We start from the raw sequence: 20501 nt of genomic DNA, 5'->3' as shown, positions 1-20501 counted from the left end.
GCTGCGCCGCGGCACCCGGACGCTTTTCCTCGCCCTCGTCGCCCCTCTCACCCTCCTCTCCGCCTGCCACAAGCCGGCCGACATCGCGCCCGCGGCGCGGCCCGTCGTCGCCGTCGCGGTGCAAGCGGATGGCGCGCCGGTCATGGCGTCGCTGCCCGGCGAGGTGCAGTCGCGCTATTCGACGCCGCTGTCGTTTCGCATCGGCGGCAAGATCGTCGAGCGGCGCGTACGCCTCGGCGATACCGTGAAGGCCGGGCAGACCGTCGCGCAGCTCGACCCCGCCGACGTGCAGAAGAACGCCGCGAGCGCCGCGGCGCAGCTGGAGGCGGCACAGCACCGGCTCGTGTATGCGAAGCAGCAGCTCGATCGCGACCGCGCCCAGGCGCGCGAGCAACTGATCGCGCCCGCTCAGCTCGAACAGACCGAAGACGCTTACACATCCGCCGCCGCCCAGCGCGACCAGGCCGCGCAGCAAGCCGCACTCGCTCGCGACCAGCTTCGCTACGCCACCTTGCACGCCGACCATGACGGCGTGATCACCGCCGAGCAGGCGGATACGGGGCAGAACGTCGCGGCGGGCCAGGCGGTCTACACGCTGGCCTGGACCGGCGACATCGACGTGGTCTGCGATGTGCCCGAAAACGCCGTGGGCGGCCTTGCGGCCGGACGCGCGGCGCAGGTGACGCTGCCGGCTCTGCCGGGCCGAGTTTTCGCTGCGCGCGTGCGCGAAGTCTCGCCCGCGGCCGATCCGCAGAGCCGCACGTATCGCGTGAAGCTCACACTCGATCATGCGGGCGCCGACGTTCGGCTCGGCATGACGGCGAACGTCGTTTTCGCGAGTGCGAATGGCATGACGGGCGCTGAAGCTTCCCAGTCGCCCCAAGCCAGCCAGGCCGGCCAATCCACCCCATTCGTGCAGTCGAGCGGCCCGACCTTCACGCTGCCCGCCACGGCCCTCTTTCACGACGGCAACGCGCCGGCCGTGTGGGTTGTGCGGATGAACAGCCCTGCCGGCCAGGCGGCCAGCGCGGCAAACACGGCGAACGCGGCCAATGCAGGCGCCGCAGCCGACACCGGCACACTCGAACTGCGCCGCGTCACCGTGGCGCGCTACGGCGAGCGCACCATCGCCGTCACGCAGGGGCTCGCGAGCGGCGAGCGTGTCGTGCTGCAAGGTGTGCATACGGTAGCGGCCGGCGAGCAGGTCCGGCCCGTGGCGCCGCTGCATCCTGAGGACTTCGCGTCATGACGGCCGCACGGGAAGAAGGTACCCATTCAGGCGTGGGTGCAGCCGCCGAAACCAGCGCCACCCAACGCTTCAACCTCTCGGCATGGGCGCTGCGCCACCAGGCGCTCGTCGTGTTCGTGATCGTGCTTGCCACGTTGTTCGGCGTGCTGGCCTACACGCGGCTCGCGCAGTCCGAAGACCCGCCCTTCACGTTCCGCGTGATGGTGATCCAGACCTTCTGGCCCGGCGCCACCGCGCGTCAGGTCCAGGAACAGGTCACCGACCGCATCGGCCGCAAGCTCCAGGAAACGCCTTATATCGACTTCCTGCGCAGCTACTCGCGCCCCGGCGAATCGCTGATCTTCTTCACGATGAAAGACTCCGCGCCCGTGAAGGAGGTGCCGCAGACCTGGTACCAGGTGCGCAAGAAGGTGGGCGACATGGCGGCGACGCTGCCGCCCGGCGTGCAAGGCCCGTTCTTCAACGACGAGTTCGGCGACGTCTACACCAACATCTACACGCTCGAAGGCGACGGCTTTTCACCGGCGCAGCTGCACGACTACGCGGACCAACTGCGCACCGTGCTGCTGCGCGTGCCCGGCGTCGCGAAAGTGGACTACTTTGGCGACCCGAACCAGCACATCTACATCGAGATATCGAACACGCAGTTGACGCGCCTCGGCATCACGCCGCAGCAGCTCGCGCAGGCCATCAATTCGCAGAACGCCGTCGCGGCTGCGGGCACGCTAACCACCGCCGACGACCGCGTGTTCGTGCGCCCGAGCGGCCAGTTCAAGGACGTCAAAGCGCTCGCCGATCTGCTCGTGCGCATCAACAACCGCTCGTTTCGCCTTGGCGACATCGCCGTGATCCGGCGCGGCTACGACGACCCGCCCGTCACGCAGATGCGCTCCGGGGGCAAAGCCGTACTCGGCATCGGCATCACGATGCAGCCGGGCGGCGACGTGATCCGCCTTGGCAAGGCGCTCGACGCGCAGACCTCGGAATTGCAGGCGCGGCTGCCGGCGGGCCTCAAGCTCGTGCAGGTGTCGAGCATGCCGCATGCGGTGTCGCGCTCGGTCGACGACTTTCTCGAAGCCGTGGCCGAAGCCGTTGCCATCGTGCTGATCGTGAGCCTTGTCTCACTCGGCGTGCGCACGGGCATGGTGGTGGTGATCTCGATTCCGGTCGTGCTCGCCGTCACGGCGCTCTGCATGTACCTCTTCGACATCGGCTTGCACAAGGTGTCGCTCGGCACGCTCGTGCTGGCGCTCGGCCTGCTCGTGGACGACGCGATCATCGCCGTCGAAATGATGGCCGTGAAGCTCGAACAGGGGTGGAACCGCACGCGTGCGGCGGCCTACGCCTACACGAGCACCGCCTTTCCGATGCTCACGGGCACGCTCGTCACCGTGTCGGGCTTTTTGCCCATCGCGCTCGCGAAGTCGAGCACCGGCGAATACACGCGCTCCATCTTCGAGGTCTCCGCCATCGCACTGATCGCGTCGTGGCTCGCGGCCGTCGTGCTGATTCCGCTGCTGGGCTATCACCTGCTCTCCGAACGCAAACGGCCGGCGCACGCGGCCAACGATCCCACCAGACACGACGACGACCACGAGCACACCGACATCTACGACACACGCTTCTACGACCGCCTGCGCGGCTGGGTCAGTTGGTGCATCGAGCGGCGCTTCGTGGTGCTGGCCATCACCGTCGCGCTCTTTATCGTGTCGCTCGCGGGCTTCACGCAGGTCGCGCAGCAGTTCTTCCCAAGCTCCGACCGTCCCGAATTGCTCGTCGATCTGCGGCTACCCGAAGGTGCGTCGTTCGAGGCGACGCTGCGCGAGGCCAGGCGTTTCGAACAAGCAATTGCAGGTCGGCCCGAGATCGATCACAGCATCGACTTCGTCGGCACCGGCGCGCCGCGTTTTTATCTGCCGCTCGACCAGCAGTTGCAGTTGCCCAACTTCGCGCAGTTCGTGATTACGGCGAAGTCGGTGGAAGAGCGCGAGAAGCTTGCGCGCTGGCTCGAACCCATGCTGCGCGACAGGTTCCCTGCGTTGCGCACGCGGCTCTCGCGGCTCGAGAACGGACCGCCTGTCGGTTATCCCGTGCAGTTCCGCGTAAGCGGCGACGACATCGCGACGGTGCGTTCCATCGCCGAACGTGTGGCCGCAAAGATGCGCGACGACGCGCGCACGGTCAACGTGCAGTTCGACTGGGACGAGCCGGCCGAACGTTCGATGCGCTTCGAGATCGACCAGAAGAAAGCACGCGAACTGGGCGTGAGTTCGGAAGATATCGCCAGCTTTCTCGCCATGACGCTCTCGGGCTACACCGTGACGCAGTATCGCGAGGCGGACAAGCTGATCAGCGTCGATCTGCGCGCCCCGCAGCGCGAACGCGTGGACCCCGAGCGCCTGACGACGCTCGCCATGCCCACGCCGAACGGTCCGGTGCCGCTCGGCGCGCTCGGCAGCATGAAGCCCGACCTCGAATACGGCGTGATCTGGGAACGCGACCGGCAGCCCACACTCACCGTGCAGTCGGACGTGACGGGCAACGCCCAGGGCATCGACGTGACGAAAAGCATCGACCAGTCGCTCGCACCCATTCGCGCCACGCTGCCGGTGGGCTATCGCATCGAGGTGGGCGGGTCGGTAGAGGAAAGCGCGAAGGGCCAGGCGTCGATCAACGCGCAGATGCCGATCATGATCATCGCCGTGCTCACGCTGCTCATGATCCAGCTGCAGAGCTTCGCGCGCGTGCTGATGGTCGTGCTGACGGCCCCGCTCGGCCTGATCGGCGTGGTGGCCACGCTGCTGCTCTTCGGCAAGCCCTTCGGCTTCGTCGCGATGCTCGGCGTGATCGCCATGTTCGGCATCATCATGCGCAACTCGGTGATCCTCGTCGATCAGATCGAACAGGACATCGCGGCGGGCCACCGGCGCTTCGATGCGATCGTGGGCGCCACCGTACGGCGCTTCCGGCCCATCACGCTGACCGCGGCGGCTGCCGTGCTCGCGCTCATACCGCTGTTGCGCTCGAACTTCTTCGGGCCGATGGCGACGGCGTTGATGGGCGGCATCACGAGCGCCACGGTGCTCACGCTCTTCTATTTGCCCGCGCTCTATGCGGCGTCGTTCCGCGTGCGCAATGACGAAACTGAGGGCGAGCGTGAGAACGAACGCGAGCGCCGCCCGCGTGCGTCCGACGAACATACGGGGAACTGATCATGAAGACACGTGTGGTCGTACTCGCCGTGGCGACAGCGGCAGGTCTCGGTGCCTGTTCCTTTGGTCCGAACGGCAATCCGCCGGCCATGCCGCAGCCCGAACATTACGGCGCAGCCGCACAGCCTGCGCAGACCGTGTCCGCGCAAGGCGTCGCGCAGACCTTCGTGGTGGGCGCGAGGCCCGTGCCCGAATGGTGGAAGCTGTACCGCTCCAATGCACTCGATGCGCTCGTCGACGAGGGCTTGCGCAACAGCCCCACGCTCGCCGCCGCGGACCGCAACCTCGCGGCGGCCCGCGAGCAACTGCGCGCGCAGATCGGCAAGTCGCTGCTGCCTTCCATCGACGCGGGCGGCCAGGCCACGCGCGAGCGCGCGCTCGGCATTCCGGAAGCAGGACCGAACACGGTGCTCTACAACGTGTTCGTCGGCCAGTTGCAGGCGAGCTACACGTTCGACCTGTTCGGCGCGGCACGGCTCGAAAACGCGGCGCTCGCGGCACGCGTCGGCATGCAGGCGTTCCAGTTCGATGCGGCGCGACGTGCGCTGGCGGCCAACATCGTGTCCGCGACGATCTCGGCGGCGGCGCTGCACGCGCAGATCGATGCCACCGAGCGGCTCGTCGCGCTCGCCAACGACGAAGCACGCGACCGCGAGAAGCGCTACGCGCTTGGCGCCCTCGCGCATGCGGACGTGCTCGCCGCCCAGCAGAACGCCGCGTCGCTCGCGGCCGGCCTGCCCGGCCTTCGCCAGCAGTGGCTCACCACGCGCCACGCGCTCGCCGTGCTGCTGGGCCGCACGCCCGACGCCGCTCCGCCCGACCTCGACCTCGCGAGCCTCGACGTGCCGCGCGACGTGCCTGTCGTCGTGCCCTCGGACCTGCTGCAGTCGCGTCCCGACATCCTCGCCGCGAGTGCCGCGCTGAAGGCCGCGGCAGCCGACGTCGGCGTAGCCACGGCGCAGATGTTCCCGAGCCTTTCGCTCACGGCGTCGATGGGCAAAGGCGGCTTTAGCTGGCCCGCGATGCTCTCCGGCGCGGGCGCGCTGTGGAGCGTGGGCGCGTCGCTCTCGCAGCCGGTGTTTCACGGTGGAGCGCTCCTCGCGCAACGGCGCGCCGCGGTCGCATCGTACGATGCGGCCGTCGCGCAATACCGGCAAACCGTGCTTGCCGCATTCGAGAACGTGGCCAATACGCTCGCCGCGCTCGAACACGACGCCGAGGCGCTCGCGGCGGCGGGCACCGCGGCACGCGCGGCGCAAGGCGCATTCCGCGAGACGGCAGCGCGCCAGCGTCTTGGCGCGCTGCCGCCGTCGGCTGCGCGCTCCGCGGAGCAGCAGTGGCACAACGCGCAGCTCGATGAGATCCGCTATACGGGCGCGCGTCTCTCGGACACGGCGGCACTGTTCCAGGCCATGGGTGATCCGCCCGCGCCTCGCGCAGAGGCGGCACCCGCCGCGTCTGCGCAGCGAGCGAGCGGCGATACAGGCAATAGCGAGAGCACGGCAGCGCGCTGACCGTCGGCTCGGGTGCCCCGACAGCGCTATGCTTGCGGCGTAGCGAACCCGGAGACGTCGCCATGTCCGAACGACCCGCCTCAACGCCCACCGCGCCCACCGCACCCACCGCGCCGCGCGAAATCGAGTTCTGGTTCGACTTCGCCAGCAACTACAGCTATCTGAGCGTCATGCGGATCGAGCACGCGGCTGCCGAAGCCGGCGTCCCGGTGCGATGGCAACCGTTCCTGCTCGGGCCCGTGTTCGAGCGGCTTGGCTGGTCGGGACCGCCGTTCGTCGTGCAGAAGGAAAAAGGCGCCTACGTGAAACGCGACATGGAGCGCCTGTGCGCCAGATACGGCCTGCCGTGGACGTGGCCGTCCACCTTTCCGCGCCGCGCGCTCTTGCCCATGCGGGTGGCCGCCTTCGCCGCGGGAGAGCCGTGGATCGGCGCCTGGTGCCGCGAGATCATGCAGATGAACTTCGCCGAGGATCGCGAGATCGACACGCCCGAAGCGGTACACGAAGCGCTCAACCGCCTGGGCTTGCCTGCCGACAAGATCGTTGCCGCGGCGCTGAGCGACGAGCACCGCGCGAAACTGCGCACGCAAACGGCGACCGCAATCGAACGCGGCATTTTTGGCGCGCCGACGTTCTTCGTGGGCGACGAGATGTTCTGGGGAAACGACCGGCTCGAAGACGTGATCGCGTGGGCGGCGGGCCGGACCAGCGCGTGAGCGCCTGGAGCGTCTAAGCGGAGAGACAAGTGCGGGCCACCTGCATCAGGCGTCCGCGCGGATGGTGACGCACTGCCGGCCAGTTATCCCCAGATTGTGTTGAAGAGCCTGTTGAAAACTCGCCGACAAATGCCCTAACCCGTTGAGCCGCCGACGCTTTCGGCATGCGATGCGAAATGCGCCGGGGCAGGTTCAACGAGTGTTGCTACAGCGTTTAAGGCTTGTTGGATTCGAACAGATCGATGATCTGCTTCTTCTCGGTGGAGCTGACGGCGGGCGGCGACATTCCGGCCGGCCCCACGTTGCCTGTCGCGTCGCTCGCGCCGGCCAGTGCCGCGCCCGAGTCCATGCCGATGCTCGCGACAAACCCGCTGCCCGGCGTCATGTCGGCGAAGTAGAGTTCGCCGTTCACGACCGTCACGCCATCGGGTTGCGGCGGCTCTTCCTGCGGCACGCCGCGCAGCGCGCGCTGCATGTACTCCACCCAGATCGGCAACGCGAGCTGTGCACCGAACTCTCGGCTGCCAAGGCTCTTCGGCTGGTCGTAGCCCATCCAGGCCACCGCGACGAGCGTCTTCTGGTAGCCCGCGAACCAGCCGTCCTTGGCGTCGTTGGTGGTACCCGTCTTGCCCTGCAGATCGGAACGATGCAGCACGTTGGTGCCCGCGCCCGTGCCCGAGGTCGCTACCGTGTGCAGCAGGCTGTTCATGACGAACGCGTTGCGCGGCGAGAGCGTCTGCGGCGCGTTCTGTCCGGCCACGAGCGGCTGCGCCTTCGAAAGCGGCTGGCCGTGCGCGTCGTCCACCTCGCTGATCAGATACGGGTTGATCCGGTAGCCGCCGTTCGCAAAGACCGAATACGCGCCCGCCGACTGCAACGGCGTGACGAGCCCCGCGCCGAGCGCCATCGGCAAATACGGCGGCGTCTTGTCCGCGTCGAAACCGAAGCGCTGCGTCACGTAGTCCTGCGCGTACTTCGTGCCGATGTACGAGAGGATGCGGATCGAGACGAGGTTCTTCGACTTCGCGAGCGCAAGACGCATCGGCATCGGACCGTCGGGCTGGTCGTCGTCCTTCGGCTCCCAGGCATCGCCGCCCGGTGTGGTGGGCGGGAAGTACAGCGGCGCGTCGTTGATGATGGTGGCTGGCCCCAGGCCCTTTTCGAGCGAGGCCGAATAGATGAACGGCTTGAAGCTGGAACCCGGCTGACGCCACGCCTGGGTCACGTGGTTGAACTTGTTCTTGTTGAAGTCGAAGCCGCCCACGAGCGCGCGGATCGCACCGTCCTGCGGCGTGAGCGAGACGAGCGCGCCCTCCACCTGCGGCAGCTGCGTGATCTGCCAGTTGCCGTTCGCGTCGGCCACGAGCCGGATGATGGAGCCGGGCCGAATGCGCAGCGCCTGGCCCGCACGCGGCGACAACGCCGCGCCGACGAATCGCAGCCCCTCGCCCGTCACCGTGACGCCCGTGCCGTCGAGCATCTGCGCCTTCACGGTCTTCGGGTTCGCTTCGGTCACCACAGCGGCGACGATCTCGCCGTTATCGGGGTGATCCGTGAGCGCATCTTCGATCGCCTGCTCGCGATCGTCGCCCGCCGCCGGCAATTCGACGAAGCCCTCCGGTCCGCGATAGCCGTGGCGCCGCTCGTAGTCCATCACGCCCTTGCGCACGGCGCGATAGGCGGCTTCCTGGTCTGCGGAATCGATGGTCGTGGTCACCGTGAGCCCACGCGTGTAGGTCTCGTCCCGGTATTGCGAGTACATCATTTGCCGGACCATTTCGGCGACGTACTCGGCATGCACGCTGTACTCGTTGCCCGCGGCCTTCGTGTGGATCTCTTCCTTCACGGCGGCTTCGTATTGCGGCTGCGTGATGTAGCCGAGGTCGAGCATGCGTTTAAGGATGTATTCCTGACGCACCTTCGCGCGGTGCGGGTTCACCACCGGGTTGTAGGCCGAAGGCGCCTTCGGCAGGCCCGCGAGCATGGCGGCCTCTGCGAGCGTGATGTCCTTGAGATCCTTGCCGAAGTACACGCGCGCAGCGGCCGAAAAGCCGTAGGCGCGCTGGCCCAGATAAATCTGGTTCATGTACAGCTCGAGAATCTGGTCCTTCGTGAGTGCGCGCTCGATCTTGTAGGCGAGCAGCATTTCGTAAATCTTGCGCGTGTAGGTCTTCTCGCTCGACAGGAAGAAGTTGCGCGCCACCTGCATCGTGATCGTGCTCGCGCCCTGCGAGGCGCCGCCGTGCAGCAGGTCCGTGAAACCCGCACGCAGAATGCCCACGAAGTCGACGCCGCCGTGCTCGTAGAAGCGGTAGTCCTCGATGGCGAGCACCGCCTTCTTCATGACGTCCGGAATGTCCTGGAAGCGCACGAGTTGCCGGCGCTCTTCGCCGAACTCGCCGATCAGCACGTGGTCCGCGGTGTAGACGCGCAGCGGCACCTTCGGCCGGTAGTCGGTGAGCGCATCGAGCGAGGGCAGTTGCGGGGCCATCACCACGAGCCCGTAGCCCACGATCAACGCGCCGACGACGGCGAGCGTGGCGATCAGCCCGACGAACCACAACGCGATCGAGCGGCCGATGGAGCGCCCACGGTCGACACCATCGCGCGACGTGGTGTGTCGCTGCGGTTCGCGGCCCTGCGGCTGGCGGCTGGAGTGGAAGGAAGGTTCCCGATCGTCGGACGGGTAGCGCGGGGAAGACGGTCGTTTGATGATAGGCATGACTGGAATGGTTCGGAGGTGTCTCTTGCACCCCTGCTGCGTGCGGCCGCACGCGCGTGGATCGTGGTCATGGCGTGTGACGCGGACTGCGCCTCACCTTGCCTGGCACGTCTCGTACGCGGTACGGCGCGCGAAGAGGCGAAAGCGCAACGAACACGAAACTAAGGCGCATGGCCGGCTACGCCCCCGTCCGGCCACGCCGCGCTGGAATGCGGTATCCCGGCGCAGTGCAACAGCGCATTTTAAAGAATTCGCGCGGGCTGCTACGCGCTTTTTTTGTAAGAATTTCCTTGCGGAAGTTCCCGGGCTTACCTTCGCGCTGTAGTAGCCCGCCGCCGCTTTGCCACTTCGCCTCGGCACAAGCCCGGCCGACACGGCTTTGCCAAAGTGTCGGGTTATCAACAGAAATTGTTGAAAAGCCTGGGGACAATGCCTCTGCAAACCTGGCAAGCCTTTGATGGCACGATATTTTCTTGGCATGCCCGTTTCGGGCCGTCTTCAAGGGGCCTTCGAGCCCTATGCCAGTCGGGCCCCCTCTACGACAGCGCACGAGAGCCCGCGTCGCCGTATGATGGACGCGCAATGTCTGGCGCGTCCGCCGTTTTTCCATCGAGGCCTTATTCCCGCGAGCCGATCGCAAACGAGCCGACCATGAACAAGCCCAGCGAACGTATCGTCGTCTTCGTCACGCCTGCGCAGAAGCGCGCCATAGCCGCCAGCGCAGAACAGCTCGGCATCAGCGTGAGCGAGCTGATGCGGCGGGCGGTGCTCGCCTATGGCGGCACGGCCGACCAGGTGAAGGCGGCAAGCATCGTGGATCGACTTCATGCGCCACGTGAGCCGGATGCGCTTGCCGAAGCGCTGCGCAAGGTCACGGCACACACGCGGACTGCGCAAGGCGGCGCTGGCGCACTCAACGGCGCACTTAACGGCTCACTCAACGGCGCACGAGGGGCGGCCAAAGATTCGGCAAAAGCCGGGGCGCGCGCAACAACGCACTCAGCGGAAAGAAGTCCGGGCGATGCTGCGGCGAGTTCCGTGCCGCCCGCTGCTTCACCCGTCGCTGCCGTCTTGCCGCCCTTGCCCGAACCGCCTGCGCTTCCGCCGCTGCCGGACCTGTCGGTTCCGCCCGATCCGGACGAAGCATTGCTGCGTGACGTCGAAAACGCGGTGGCGCGCGTGGCCGCGGCAGAAGCCGCATCGAGCGGGTCGCATGCTGTTGCTCCGCAGGTGGCGGATGCGCTCGCGGGCGAAGCGCCAGGGCGCGGGGCGCCAGCGGCAGCCGCGGCAAAGCGGGCCGCAACGGCCACGCGCAGGGAAGCCGACAGCGACGATCTGCCCTTCTCCGGCACAGCGCCCGAAGGCGGACATTTCGCGTGAGACGCCTGCGCGGCCTCGTGCAATTGGGCTTGCCGCGCGCTTGCGCGCCGCTGCCCGTGTGGCACGCCAGACCGCTTCCCGATCGCCCCCTTTAAGGCCGGTTTATCGTTCCCCTTTAAGACCGGTTTAAGCGACCCGGTGGTGTAATATCCGCGAGCAGTTCGGGCCTTGCCGACAGCGCAACTCGCCACGCGTTTCGTGTCCGCGCGTCGCGCTGTACCGCAAGCTGCGATGGCACTCATCGCTATTGCAATCTCGCAAGGCGCCCCGATCTGCGCGCTGCATGCGCGGTCCGTTCCAGACAGCGTAAGCTGAAGGGCCCCGCATGCACGGCGCGCCGCCTCACCGCGATGCGCGCCGCTTTCAATCCACGGAGGAATTCATGTCGCTTTTTGATTCTGTCTCGCGCACGCTGAAGGGTCTGCTCAACGATGCTGCCGAATCGGTCCAGGATCCGTCGCGCGACGCGCGCCAGATCGTGCGCGAGCTCGACGACAGCATTGGGAAAGCGGAAAACTCGCTGATCGAGATCCAGGCCCAGGTCGCCACGCAACAAAGCAAGCGCGACGTGGCCGCCGACAAGGCGAAGAAGTACGAAGACGGCGCGAAGCGCGCGCTGCAATCCGGCGACGAAGCGCTCGCGCGCGAGGCGCTTGCCGCGCAGTCCAATGCCGAGGCAGAGCGCGACGCGCTCACGGCCGAACTCGCGAAGCTCGAACCCTCGGTCGATCATCTGAAGCAGCAGATCGACGAGATGCGTCAGCGCCGTAACGACCTCAACGCGCGCTCCAACATCCTGCAGGCGAAGCAGCAGATCGCCGAAGCGAAAGACGTGGCGGCCACGGCGCTGGGCGGCATCGGCGGCAAGAACCTCTCGCAGGACTTCCAGAAGCTCGAAGACAAGGTCGCGCTCTCGAACGCACGCTCGGACGCGCGTCTGAACTCCGCCGACGAGACAAGCGGCAAGGCGCTCGACGACAAGCTCGCGGCGCTTTCCAAGGGGCCGTCCGTCGACGACCGGCTCGAGGCGCTGAAGAAGCAGTTGAATACGCCGGCGCAATAAGCCCCAGTAAGCGGCCGTGCGAGTGGAAGGCGCCGCGCTCATGCATCACACGGCACGCTTGCGGGTCCGCACCTTGCGCGCCGCCTTCCTGTCCCGACTGTCATGGAGACGGGCGTCAAACCGCCCGGCCCACATCATGAAAAAGTTTCTAGTCGCTGCATTCGCATCGCTCGCGATGATCTGCGGCGGCGCGTTCGCGGTGCCGAGCGTCCAGCAGATCGAATCTGCCATGTCGCAAGGCAACTGGCAGCAAGCCGACGCGGGCCTCACGCAAGTGCTCGAAGCGCATCCGAACAACGCCCACGCGCACTACCTCTATGGCCAGGTGCTCGAACGCGAAGGCCGCTACGGCGACGCGCTCGCGCAGGTCGAACAGGCGAAGTCGCTCGATCCGCAAATCCGCTTTACGACGCCATCGCGCTTCGCGCAGGTCGAAGCGCGCATTCGCGCAAGCGCGCAGCGGGCCGGCAGCGTGACCACGCGCCGCGCCGACAACCCGTTCGTCCAGCAGGCCGCGCCCGCGCAGACGCCGCCCGGCACGTTCTCCGCAGCGCCGGTGAAGCACGGTCCTTCGATGGGCATGTGGATCGGCATTGCCGTGCTGCTGGTCGCCATTGCGCTCGTGCTGCGCTGGACCGTGCGCCGCGCGAAGTCGAGCGAAGACACGCGCGCCAACGACGATCGCCGCGTGCAGCTCAAGCGCGCCACCGACCTGCTCAACGAAGTGCGTTCGCTGAAGCTCGACGTGCGCCTTTCCACGGCGCCGGGTCATGAGGCGCTCGAAAAGGACGTTGAAGCCACCGAAGCGCAGTTGCGCGAGCGGGTGGAGGCGCTCTCGAATGCGAGCAACCCCGTGCCGCCCTACGAGATCGAAGCGCTCGAGCGCCAGGTGGCAAGCCTCAAGGCACGCGCCGAGGGCCGGCCCGATCCGAACGCGCAAACCGCGCAGACCGCAGCGGCAGGCGAGCGTACCGGCGAATCCGTGTTCGCGCACGAAGCGGACGAACGCTTCGGCCGCGGCCAACAGCCCGGCTATGGTCAGCAAGGCCCGTGGCCCGCGCCCCCGCCCCAACAACAGCCGCCTGTGATCATCCAGCAAGGCGGTGGCGGTTTCGGCGGCGGCATGGGCGGGCTGCTCACCGGCGTGCTGCTCGGCGAGGCGCTCAACAGCGGGCGCGACCGCGTGGTGGAACGCGACGTGATCGTCGACGACGAACGGCGCCGCCGCGAAGCCGACAACGGCGGAGGCGTCGATTTCGGTCAGGGCTCGAACGACTGGAACGACGACAACTCGGGCGGCAACGTCGATCTCGGCAACGACGACTCGGGCGGTTGGAACGACACCTGAGCAGTTCGTCCGCCACCGACAGCGCCACTCAGACACAGGCTCCGCGGCCCACGCCACGGAGCCTGTTTCTTTTTGCACGCCGGACGCGACTCGGCGCGGCAGCGCTCAGCCCATATCGTGCTGCGCGAGCATCGCCGCCCCCGCGAAGAGCCGCATGATGAAGCGCTCGGCGTACCCCACGAGCGCCTCACGCTGCGTCACGTGATGGATGTATTCGTGCGAGAGATGGAAGAGTTGCAGCACGATCTGCGCGCAGATTTCATCGACGGCCGTGCGTGGCAGACCGGGCACGAGGTTCAGTTGCACGACGTCGTCGGCCATCTCCTGCGAGACCTCGTTGAGATTGCCGCGCACCGCGTCACGCAACGCGGCCGACGTACCGTGGTACTCGGCGAGCGCGCAGAGAAACGCGTCGCGATGGTCGAGCACGAAACCGAAGAATGCTGCACACGCGCGACGCGGCACGCTGAACGGTTCGTCGTGCGCGGCGAGCCAGCGCTCGCGGCGCAGCATCGGACGCAGCCGCGCGCTGATCCACTCGAGCGCCTCGCGCGCGAGATCGTCGAGCGTATCGAAGTGGCGGTAGAACGTGTTGGGGTTGAGACCCGCCTCGCGCGCGAGTTCGCGGATACCGAGCGTCGCGAGACTGCGCCCGCTCGCGGCCAGACGCAGCGCGGCTTCGATGAGGCGCCGCTTGCCGGGCGCGAGTTCGGGTTCCTCTGGAGCAGTTTGCATGCGGTTTGAAGGACGGGCTCGGAAACGCGGCGCGGGACCGGTATGCCACGCGCACGTGCCGTTTCGTCAGTTGAACGCTGTTTGAATGTGGCCGTTATGGGGTTCCAACGCGCGGCCTGCACCCCGAGCCGCCTTGACGCGAAGTGTACACTTGTCTACCCTGCGCCGTGAACGCCGGCCTTCGTGCAATTGCATGTGATGGCACCTGAAATCAAGCCTCGCATTGCGCCTGAAACCTGAAGCTCGAAGACACCGGCGCATCCGTCCCTTCGTCCGCTGGAGCCCATCGCATGCCGCTCACCTCGCCTGGCTCGCCAGGTTCGTCTGCCATGCCGCGCATCGCCATCGTGGGCAGCGGCTTTGCCGGCATCGGCATGGCGATCCGTCTGCTGCGCATGGGCATTACGCCGCTCGCGCTCTACGAAGCCGCGGACGACATCGGCGGCACCTGGCGCGACAACACTTACCCCGGCGCCGCGTGCGACGTCCCCTCTCATCTGTATTCGTTTTCTTTCGAGCCGAATCCCGCGTGGACGCGCGCCTATGGACAGCAGGCCGAGATTCTCGAGTATCTGCGGCATTGCGCGCGCAAGTACGGCGTCGAACCGCTTGTCCGGCTGCGCACGCGCGTCGCCGCGGCGCGCTATGACGAAACGCGCGGCGTCTGGAATCTGCAGCTTCAGACGCATGACCCACAGCACGGTACGCATTCGCAGGAGACAACGGAAACAACGGAAACAGTCGAGGCCGACGTCGTGATCTGCGCCGCCGGGCCGCTCTCGCGCCCGGCGCTTCCGCAGATAGCAGGACTGGATCGCTTCGAGGGCAAACTCTTTCACTCCGCGCGCTGGGACCACGCGTGGCCGCTCGACGGCAAGCGCGTGGCCGTGATCGGCACAGGCGCGAGCGCCATCCAGTTCGTCCCGCAGATCCAGCCGCGCGTGAGTCATCTCGCCCTCTTCCAGCGCACGCCGCCCTGGATCCTGCCGAAGCCCGACCATCCCGTGAGCCGTCGCGCGCAATGGCTGTTCCAGCATCTGCCGTTCACGCAGCGCCTCGTGCGCAGCACGATCTACTGGCGGCTCGAATCGCGGGCGATCGCCTTCGTCGTGAGCCCCGGGCTCATGAAGTATCCGCGCCAGTTCGGGCTCAGCTACCTCGCGCGCAAGGTGAAAGACCCGCAGTTGCGCGCGAAGCTCACGCCCGACTATCTGCCCGGCTGCAAGCGGATTCTGCTGTCGAGCGACTTCTACCCTGCCGTCACGCAACCGAACGTCGACGTGATCACCACCGGCATTCGCGAGCTGGTGGCCGACGGCGTGGTGACCGTGGACGGCACGCACCACCGCGCGGACGCGATCATCTGCGGCACCGGCTTTCACGTCAACGACGTGGGCGCCCCGTTCGAGGTAACCGGTGTGGGCGGTGCCGATCTCAGCGGCGCGTGGCTGCGCGATGGCCCGCAGGCGTATCTGGGCACGAGCATCGCGGGGTTCCCGAATTTCTTCATGATGGTGGGTCCGAACACGGGGCTCGGCCATAACTCGATGATCTACATGATCGAGTCGCAGGTCCGCTATATCGCCGACTGCATTCGCGCGCTCGAACGCCGCGGTGCCCGCACGATGGACGTGCTCCCCGACGTGCAGCACGACTTCAACGCGCGGCTCCAGGCCACGCTCGCGCGCACCGTCTGGCAGACCGGCTGTCACAGCTGGTATCAGACGCGCAGCGGCAAGAACACGTCGATCTGGCCGGGCTTCACGTTCAGCTTCCGGCGCCGCACGCGGCGCGTGCGCGAAAGCGAATACCGCTTTACGGCGTAGCGTTCGCGTAGGACGGGCTGCTGCTCGCTGCGCGTGCATGTCGTTATGCACGTGCACAAGCTGTACTGAGCGTGTGCCTGTCCAGCCGCATCAGAAACACCGCAGCCTCCACCAACAAGAACAGGGAGACATGAATGGCAAGCCTCGATTCCACGCATCCCGATGCATCGGCCGGCGCACACGCGCTGCCGCCCCGCTCGTTCGCGCAGCGCCTTGGCCTTGTGAGCGTGCCCCGCGACGTGCTCGCGCAGCGCTACACGCAAACCGGCTCGAAATTTATCGACGTCATGGGCGCGAAAGTGCATTACGTTGATGAAGGAAGCAGTGAAGGCAGCGCAGGCGACGGTGAGCCTATCGTGATGATTCACGGCTTCGCGTCGTCGCTGCATACCTGGGACGTCGTGGCGGCGGGGCTCGCGCGCGAGCATCGCGTGATCCGGCTCGACCTGCCGCCGTTCGGCGTGACGGGGCCGCTGCGCTCGGCGCGCGGCGCGATCGAAACGATGAACCTGCCGATGTACCGGCGCTTCATCGATACCTTCATGAGCGCGCTCGGCATCGGGCAAGCCACGCTCGTGGGCAACTCGTTAGGTGGACTGATCTCGTGGGATTACGCCGTGCGGCATCGCGGCGCCGTGAAGCGGCTCGTGCTCGTGGACGCCGCCGGTTTTCCGATGAAGCTGCCCGTCTATATCGCGCTCTTCAACCATGCGCTCGTGCGTCTCAGCGCGCCATGGATGCTGCCCGAAGCCATCGTGAAAAGCGCCGTGCGCAACGTCTACGGCGACCCGCGCAAGATCGATGCCGTCACGCTGCGCCGCTACGTCGACTTCTTCCACGGCGAAGGCACGCGCGAGGCCATCGGCAAGATGGTGCCCACGCTCGACTTCGCGGACCTCGACACAGACGTGCTGAAGACACTCGACGTGCCCACGCTCGTGCTGTGGGGCGAAAAGGACCGCTGGATTCCGCACGCCCACGCAGCCGACTTCGCGGCACGCATTCCGGGCGCAAAACGCGTGATGTACCCCGGGCTCGGCCACATTCCGATGGAAGAAGCGCCCCACCAGGTGCTTGCCGATCTGCGGGCATTTTTCGCCGGCGGCACGAAGGCATAGGGCCGGCCAGCAGCGCGACAGACCGGCCGCCCTCGCCCCTCAGCGCGCCGGGGTGGCTGCCACGCGGCCCGCGTACACGCGCGTGTCGTAGGCGAATTCCACGGTGCCGTCCTGCGCGGTCGCGTCGAACAGTTCGCGCAGGGCCGCGAGCATCGGCTCATGGTTCGGATGCCCGGGTTTGGGCGCGTACGACGACGACATCAGCCGGCCCTTCAGTGCGTCGAAATCGAGTCGCTGCGCGTTGGGGAACACCGCCTTGTGCTCGAAGCCGTCGCCGAACCAGCGCGCCATCGCAGCGTCGTCGCCGTAGCGCTCGGCCACCTCCTGGTAGTCGACACCATAACGCTGCAGCAGCGCCTCGTAGCCTTCGAGGAACGGCGTGCCCGCAACGAGCCGGCTGTTCCAGAACAACATGACGACGCCGCGCGGCTTGAGAATGCGCGCGAACTCGCGTTTCGCGCCTTCCTCGTCGAACCAGTGAAACGCCTGGGCCGCGATGACGAGATCCACGCTGGCGTCGCCGAGCGTGGTGGCCTCCGCGGTGCCCGCGGCGCTGCGATAACCCGGATAACCGCCGAGCCACTGGTCCGCCGCGTGGCGCATGGCCGTGTTCGGCTCCACCGCCACCACGGGGTGTCCCGCCTCGAGAAAGAGCCGCGCCGAAATGCCCGTCCCCGCGCCGATGTCCGCCACGCGCGCATGAGGCGCCACACCACAGTCGATATGCGCGAACGCGACGACCTCGCGCGGGTACGACGGCCGGTATTTCACGTAGTCGGCTACGCGGTCGGTGAAACGCTGGGTGGAATCGTGCAGCATCGGGCATCCTCGGTCGCGTCAAAGACGCACCACGTTACCCGAGATCGGTACGCCTCGCATGACGCCCGGCTTTCAGCCGCCGCCCAGAAACCGCAGCAGGCCCCACAGGAAGCGCACGACGAGCACGATGAGTTCCCAGAGCCGCACGAGCTGGTCCCAGCCGGCGGCAAAGCCGGGCGCCGTCTGGCCGGCAAACCGGTCCGCCAGCGCGGCTACTGTGTCGATCATCGCGATTGTCCTTATGCGCATCGGAGCGCGGGCGCTGCGCGCCCGCTCGCCCTCATTTTCGCCCGTGTGCGGCAAGCCGAGGGCGGTTACGCGAGCCATGGCGCACGTGCTGGAGGGCGCTACCCAGATGCCCCGGGCAACGCTCGCATGGCGGACAACAAGCGCAGAGGTTGGCCTCAAGCGACGCGGGTCGCATGCGGCACCGTGACGTCGCCCCTCGGACCGCCACCCGATCCCGGACCGCCCTGGCCTCCCGGGCCACCGCCGGGCCCACCGCCCGGGCCGCCGGGTCCGCCACAGAACGGCCAACCCCAGCAGCAGCCGTTGAGCGTCGACGTCAACGCGACCAGCACAGCGACGGCAAAGACCCTTTTCAGTTTCGTCATGACGTACTCCCCGGTTTCAACGGTGCGGGGCCAGCAGGATCGTCGCGATCACACCGGTCGTGATTGCGACCAGCACGAACTCGCCATTGACCTGCAGCCATTGATAGCCGGCGGGCGGCGGCGCCAGATCGCGCGCGTGCCAGTCGTTCACGACATAGCGCGGATCGCGATAGTCGGGCGGCACAGGGTCGCCACGGTGCCAGTCGCTGTGGGGCACGGGACGCCGCGCATCATGCCCCATCGGGCCGTCGCCGTGTGGGCCGGGCCGCTCCTGTGGCGCAGGGCCCTCGGGAGGCGGGTCGCCGGGGACCGGTTGCGCAAAGACCGACAGCGTCGTGCCGAGCATGCAGGCCGCCACGGCAAGCGAAAGAGGGCGTTTTTTCATGTGTGGGTTCTCCCTGGGTAAAACCTCGAAAACGGGACCTCGAAAACGGGACCTGGAAAATGAAGCGTCGAAAGCGGTGACGATGCTCCCAAAAGTCCTGCCCGCGAGGGTTACGCCCCCTTACCGAACCTCACCCGCTGCGACAGACTGCCTCAGTCCGCGCCAACTCAAGTCACCCGCCAGCCCGCCGTAAACACGTGAAGAAGACGCGGCCTGCGCACGCTGACGACCGCGCCGTTTTGCGCCGTTTTGCGCTGTTTCGCACCATTGCGCACCATGAAGGAGACTCCCCGATGACGCGTTTTCGCTTTCGTCGCACCACGCGCGCGCGGTCGATCGTCGACGATATTGCGGCCCAGGCGGGCAGGCTCGGCATCGAGATCTGCGACGTCTCTGGCCACGTCGACGAGGTCGCGGCGCGCGTGGAGCGGCAGGCCGAAGTCTGTCACGCGCTGCGCGAGTCGGCGGCGCAGACCCTGAGCGGCAACCATCGCATTGCCGAAGCCGCGCGGGCCATGCGTACCGTCACGGCCGGCACCGCGGAGAACGTGCAGCAGTCGCAGCAAACCATCGAATCGTCGCTCGCCGACATCCACGGCCTCGTGGAAGGCGTCACCGTGATCGAGACCCAGATCGCGGCACTGCGCACGGCGCTGGAACACGTGAGCCGCGTGTCCGAGGAAATCTCGCTGATCGCCCGCCAGACCAATCTGCTCGCGCTCAACGCGGCGATCGAAGCGGCGCGCGCCGGCGAGTCCGGCAAGAGCTTCGCCGTGGTGGCCGCCGAGGTGAAGAATCTAGCGGCGAAAACGGCACAGGCCACGAGTCAGATCGAAACCACCCTCACCCAGCTCACACGCCAGACCGACGAATTGATGACCGAAGGCGCCGCGAACACGGCACGCGCCCACCGCGTGCGCACCGGCACGGCCATGATCGGCGAGGTCGTGCACTCGACGGGCCACGCCATCGCGCAACTCAACGACGAGGCCGCGCAGATCGCCGAACTCACGGGCCAGATCGAGGTGCAATGCGACGGCCTCGAAGCGCAGGTGCTGGAGATGGCGAGCGACGTGGAAGATTCGGGCCGCAACTTCGTCCACGCGAAAGACCAGTTGGGCAAGCTGCTGGGCGTGTCGGAGTCGCTGATCGAGCTGACTGCGGCGACCGGCGTGGAAACGGCCGACACGCCGTTCATCGAGGCGGTGCAGCAAGCCGCGGCGAAGATCGGCAAGCTGTTCGAGGCGGCGGTGGCGCGCGGGGATATCACGACGGACGATCTCTTCGACGGCCATTACGTGCCCATCGCCGGCACGGACCCGCAGCAGTTCATGACGCGCTTCACCACGTTCACGGACCGCGTGCTGCCCGCGGTCCAGGAGCCGCTTCTCAAGCTCGACGAGCGCGTGGCGTTCTGCGCCGCCGTGGACACGCGCGGCTACCTGCCCACGCACAACCTCAAGTTCTCGCAGCCGCAACGCGAAGACCCTGTCTGGAACTCGGCCAATTGCCGCAACCGGCGCCTCTTCAACGACCGCACGGGTCTCGCGGCGGGCTCGCACACCAAGCCTTTCCTGCTGCAGACGTATCGCCGCGACATGGGCGGCGGCGCGTTCGTGCTGATGAAAGATGCGTCGGCGCCCATCTTCGTCAATGGGCGCCACTGGGGCGGGTTCCGGATGGGGTATCGGGTTTAAGCGGCGGCTCGGGGCAGCGCGGAGCGGCTCGCTTGCCAAGCGGGCCGCCTGCCAGGCGAATGGGTGAAGCGGGGTCGGTGAAGCAGGTCAGAGAAGCGGCGGC

The 20501-nt window shown here is 67.2% G+C and carries 15 protein-coding genes; 10 read left to right on the top strand and 5 right to left on the bottom strand.

What is annotated here, in order from left to right; translation table 11 throughout:
- The first annotated feature begins 1 nt into the window (after position 1).
- From PKKP23_RS28835 to PKKP23_RS28820, 4 genes are all read left to right on the top strand, one after another.
- A complete protein-coding gene (locus tag PKKP23_RS28835; RefSeq protein ID WP_126879408.1) occupies positions 2-1249 on the top strand; it encodes an efflux RND transporter periplasmic adaptor subunit in 1248 nt (415 codons plus the stop codon).
- Positions 1246-4461: an efflux RND transporter permease subunit gene (locus PKKP23_RS28830; RefSeq protein ID WP_240659173.1), complete on the top strand. Its 3216-nt coding sequence runs from the start codon at positions 1246-1248 to the stop codon at positions 4459-4461. The genes PKKP23_RS28835 and PKKP23_RS28830 overlap by 4 nt, the downstream gene beginning before the upstream one ends.
- 2 nt (positions 4462-4463) lie before the next feature.
- Positions 4464-5975, top strand: a complete 1512-nt coding sequence (locus PKKP23_RS28825; protein WP_240659172.1) for an efflux transporter outer membrane subunit — start codon at positions 4464-4466, stop codon at positions 5973-5975.
- A 62-nt stretch (positions 5976-6037) separates the two neighbouring features.
- Positions 6038-6691 (top strand): 2-hydroxychromene-2-carboxylate isomerase, encoded by a 654-nt coding sequence (locus PKKP23_RS28820; RefSeq protein WP_126879374.1) that lies wholly within the window; start codon positions 6038-6040, stop codon positions 6689-6691.
- Between the two features lie 214 nt (positions 6692-6905).
- Here PKKP23_RS28820 and PKKP23_RS28815 read toward each other — a convergent pair whose 3' ends face one another.
- Positions 6906-9413, bottom strand: coding sequence for a penicillin-binding protein 1A (locus PKKP23_RS28815; protein WP_126879373.1), 2508 nt, complete (start codon positions 9411-9413; stop codon positions 6906-6908).
- A gap of 651 nt (positions 9414-10064) precedes the next feature.
- Here PKKP23_RS28815 and PKKP23_RS34340 point away from each other — a divergent pair.
- From PKKP23_RS34340 to PKKP23_RS28800, 3 genes are all read left to right on the top strand, one after another.
- Complete coding sequence (locus PKKP23_RS34340; protein ID WP_176048948.1) at positions 10065-10793, top strand: plasmid mobilization protein; 729 nt, start codon at positions 10065-10067, stop codon at positions 10791-10793.
- Between the two features lie 382 nt (positions 10794-11175).
- Positions 11176-11856 carry a PspA/IM30 family protein gene (locus PKKP23_RS28805; protein ID WP_026121688.1) on the top strand — a complete coding sequence of 227 codons (681 nt, stop codon included), beginning with the start codon at positions 11176-11178 and terminating at the stop codon, positions 11854-11856.
- A 136-nt stretch (positions 11857-11992) separates the two neighbouring features.
- Positions 11993-13204 (top strand): tetratricopeptide repeat protein, encoded by a 1212-nt coding sequence (locus tag PKKP23_RS28800; RefSeq protein WP_126879372.1) that lies wholly within the window; start codon positions 11993-11995, stop codon positions 13202-13204.
- A 105-nt stretch (positions 13205-13309) separates the two neighbouring features.
- On the opposite strand, the gene PKKP23_RS28795 is transcribed toward PKKP23_RS28800, so the two are convergent.
- A complete protein-coding gene (locus PKKP23_RS28795; protein ID WP_126879371.1) occupies positions 13310-13939 on the bottom strand; it encodes a TetR family transcriptional regulator in 630 nt (209 codons plus the stop codon).
- Positions 13940-14229: 290 nt separating this feature from the next.
- Here PKKP23_RS28795 and PKKP23_RS28790 point away from each other — a divergent pair, with 290 nt between their 5' ends.
- A complete protein-coding gene (locus tag PKKP23_RS28790) occupies positions 14230-15765 on the top strand; it encodes a flavin-containing monooxygenase (protein ID WP_126879370.1) in 1536 nt (511 codons plus the stop codon).
- A 134-nt stretch (positions 15766-15899) separates the two neighbouring features.
- The gene (locus tag PKKP23_RS28785; RefSeq protein WP_126879369.1) at positions 15900-16883 is read left to right on the top strand and encodes an alpha/beta fold hydrolase; all 984 of its coding nucleotides are present in this window, start codon (positions 15900-15902) and stop codon (positions 16881-16883) included.
- Positions 16884-16922: 39 nt separating this feature from the next.
- Here the strand turns inward: PKKP23_RS28785 and PKKP23_RS28780 are convergent, their stop codons facing one another.
- The 3 genes from PKKP23_RS28780 to PKKP23_RS28770 all read right to left on the bottom strand — a co-directional run bounded on the left by PKKP23_RS28780 (position 16923) and on the right by PKKP23_RS28770 (position 18701).
- Positions 16923-17702 (bottom strand): class I SAM-dependent methyltransferase, encoded by a 780-nt coding sequence (locus PKKP23_RS28780; RefSeq protein WP_126879368.1) that lies wholly within the window; start codon positions 17700-17702, stop codon positions 16923-16925.
- A gap of 72 nt (positions 17703-17774) precedes the next feature.
- A complete protein-coding gene (locus PKKP23_RS34220; RefSeq protein WP_017775951.1) occupies positions 17775-17930 on the bottom strand; it encodes a hypothetical protein in 156 nt (51 codons plus the stop codon).
- 402 nt (positions 17931-18332) lie between these two features.
- Positions 18333-18701 carry an RcnB family protein gene (locus PKKP23_RS28770; RefSeq protein WP_126879367.1) on the bottom strand — a complete coding sequence of 123 codons (369 nt, stop codon included), beginning with the start codon at positions 18699-18701 and terminating at the stop codon, positions 18333-18335.
- A gap of 293 nt (positions 18702-18994) precedes the next feature.
- On the opposite strand from PKKP23_RS28770, the gene PKKP23_RS28765 reads away from it, so the two are divergent.
- Positions 18995-20398: a methyl-accepting chemotaxis protein gene (locus tag PKKP23_RS28765; RefSeq protein WP_017775953.1), complete on the top strand. Its 1404-nt coding sequence runs from the start codon at positions 18995-18997 to the stop codon at positions 20396-20398.
- Positions 20399-20501 lie beyond the last annotated feature (103 nt).

The sequence above is a fragment of the Paraburkholderia kururiensis JCM 10599 = LMG 19447 genome (genome assembly GCF_003986935.1).
GTDB classification, from domain to species: Bacteria; Pseudomonadota; Gammaproteobacteria; order Burkholderiales; family Burkholderiaceae; genus Paraburkholderia; species Paraburkholderia kururiensis.
The sequence above is the reverse complement of the archived record's forward strand: the minus strand, read 5'-3'. Positions and strand labels throughout refer to the sequence as shown.

Coding starts and splice junctions, on each gene's coding strand:
- PKKP23_RS28830 (WP_240659173.1), top strand. CDS start 1,246: ATGACGGCCGCACGGGAAGAAGGTACCCATTCAGGCGTGGGTGCAGCC.
- PKKP23_RS28825 (WP_240659172.1), top strand. CDS start 4,464: ATGAAGACACGTGTGGTCGTACTCGCCGTGGCGACAGCGGCAGGTCTC.
- PKKP23_RS28820 (WP_126879374.1), top strand. CDS start 6,038: ATGTCCGAACGACCCGCCTCAACGCCCACCGCGCCCACCGCACCCACC.
- PKKP23_RS28815 (WP_126879373.1), bottom strand. CDS start 9,413: ATGCCTATCATCAAACGACCGTCTTCCCCGCGCTACCCGTCCGACGAT.
- PKKP23_RS34340 (WP_176048948.1), top strand. CDS start 10,065: ATGAACAAGCCCAGCGAACGTATCGTCGTCTTCGTCACGCCTGCGCAG.
- PKKP23_RS28805 (WP_026121688.1), top strand. CDS start 11,176: ATGTCGCTTTTTGATTCTGTCTCGCGCACGCTGAAGGGTCTGCTCAAC.
- PKKP23_RS28800 (WP_126879372.1), top strand. CDS start 11,993: ATGAAAAAGTTTCTAGTCGCTGCATTCGCATCGCTCGCGATGATCTGC.
- PKKP23_RS28795 (WP_126879371.1), bottom strand. CDS start 13,939: ATGCAAACTGCTCCAGAGGAACCCGAACTCGCGCCCGGCAAGCGGCGC.
- PKKP23_RS28790 (WP_126879370.1), top strand. CDS start 14,230: ATGCCGCTCACCTCGCCTGGCTCGCCAGGTTCGTCTGCCATGCCGCGC.
- PKKP23_RS28785 (WP_126879369.1), top strand. CDS start 15,900: ATGGCAAGCCTCGATTCCACGCATCCCGATGCATCGGCCGGCGCACAC.
- PKKP23_RS28780 (WP_126879368.1), bottom strand. CDS start 17,702: ATGCTGCACGATTCCACCCAGCGTTTCACCGACCGCGTAGCCGACTAC.
- PKKP23_RS34220 (WP_017775951.1), bottom strand. CDS start 17,930: ATGATCGACACAGTAGCCGCGCTGGCGGACCGGTTTGCCGGCCAGACG.
- PKKP23_RS28770 (WP_126879367.1), bottom strand. CDS start 18,701: ATGAAAAAACGCCCTCTTTCGCTTGCCGTGGCGGCCTGCATGCTCGGC.
- PKKP23_RS28765 (WP_017775953.1), top strand. CDS start 18,995: ATGACGCGTTTTCGCTTTCGTCGCACCACGCGCGCGCGGTCGATCGTC.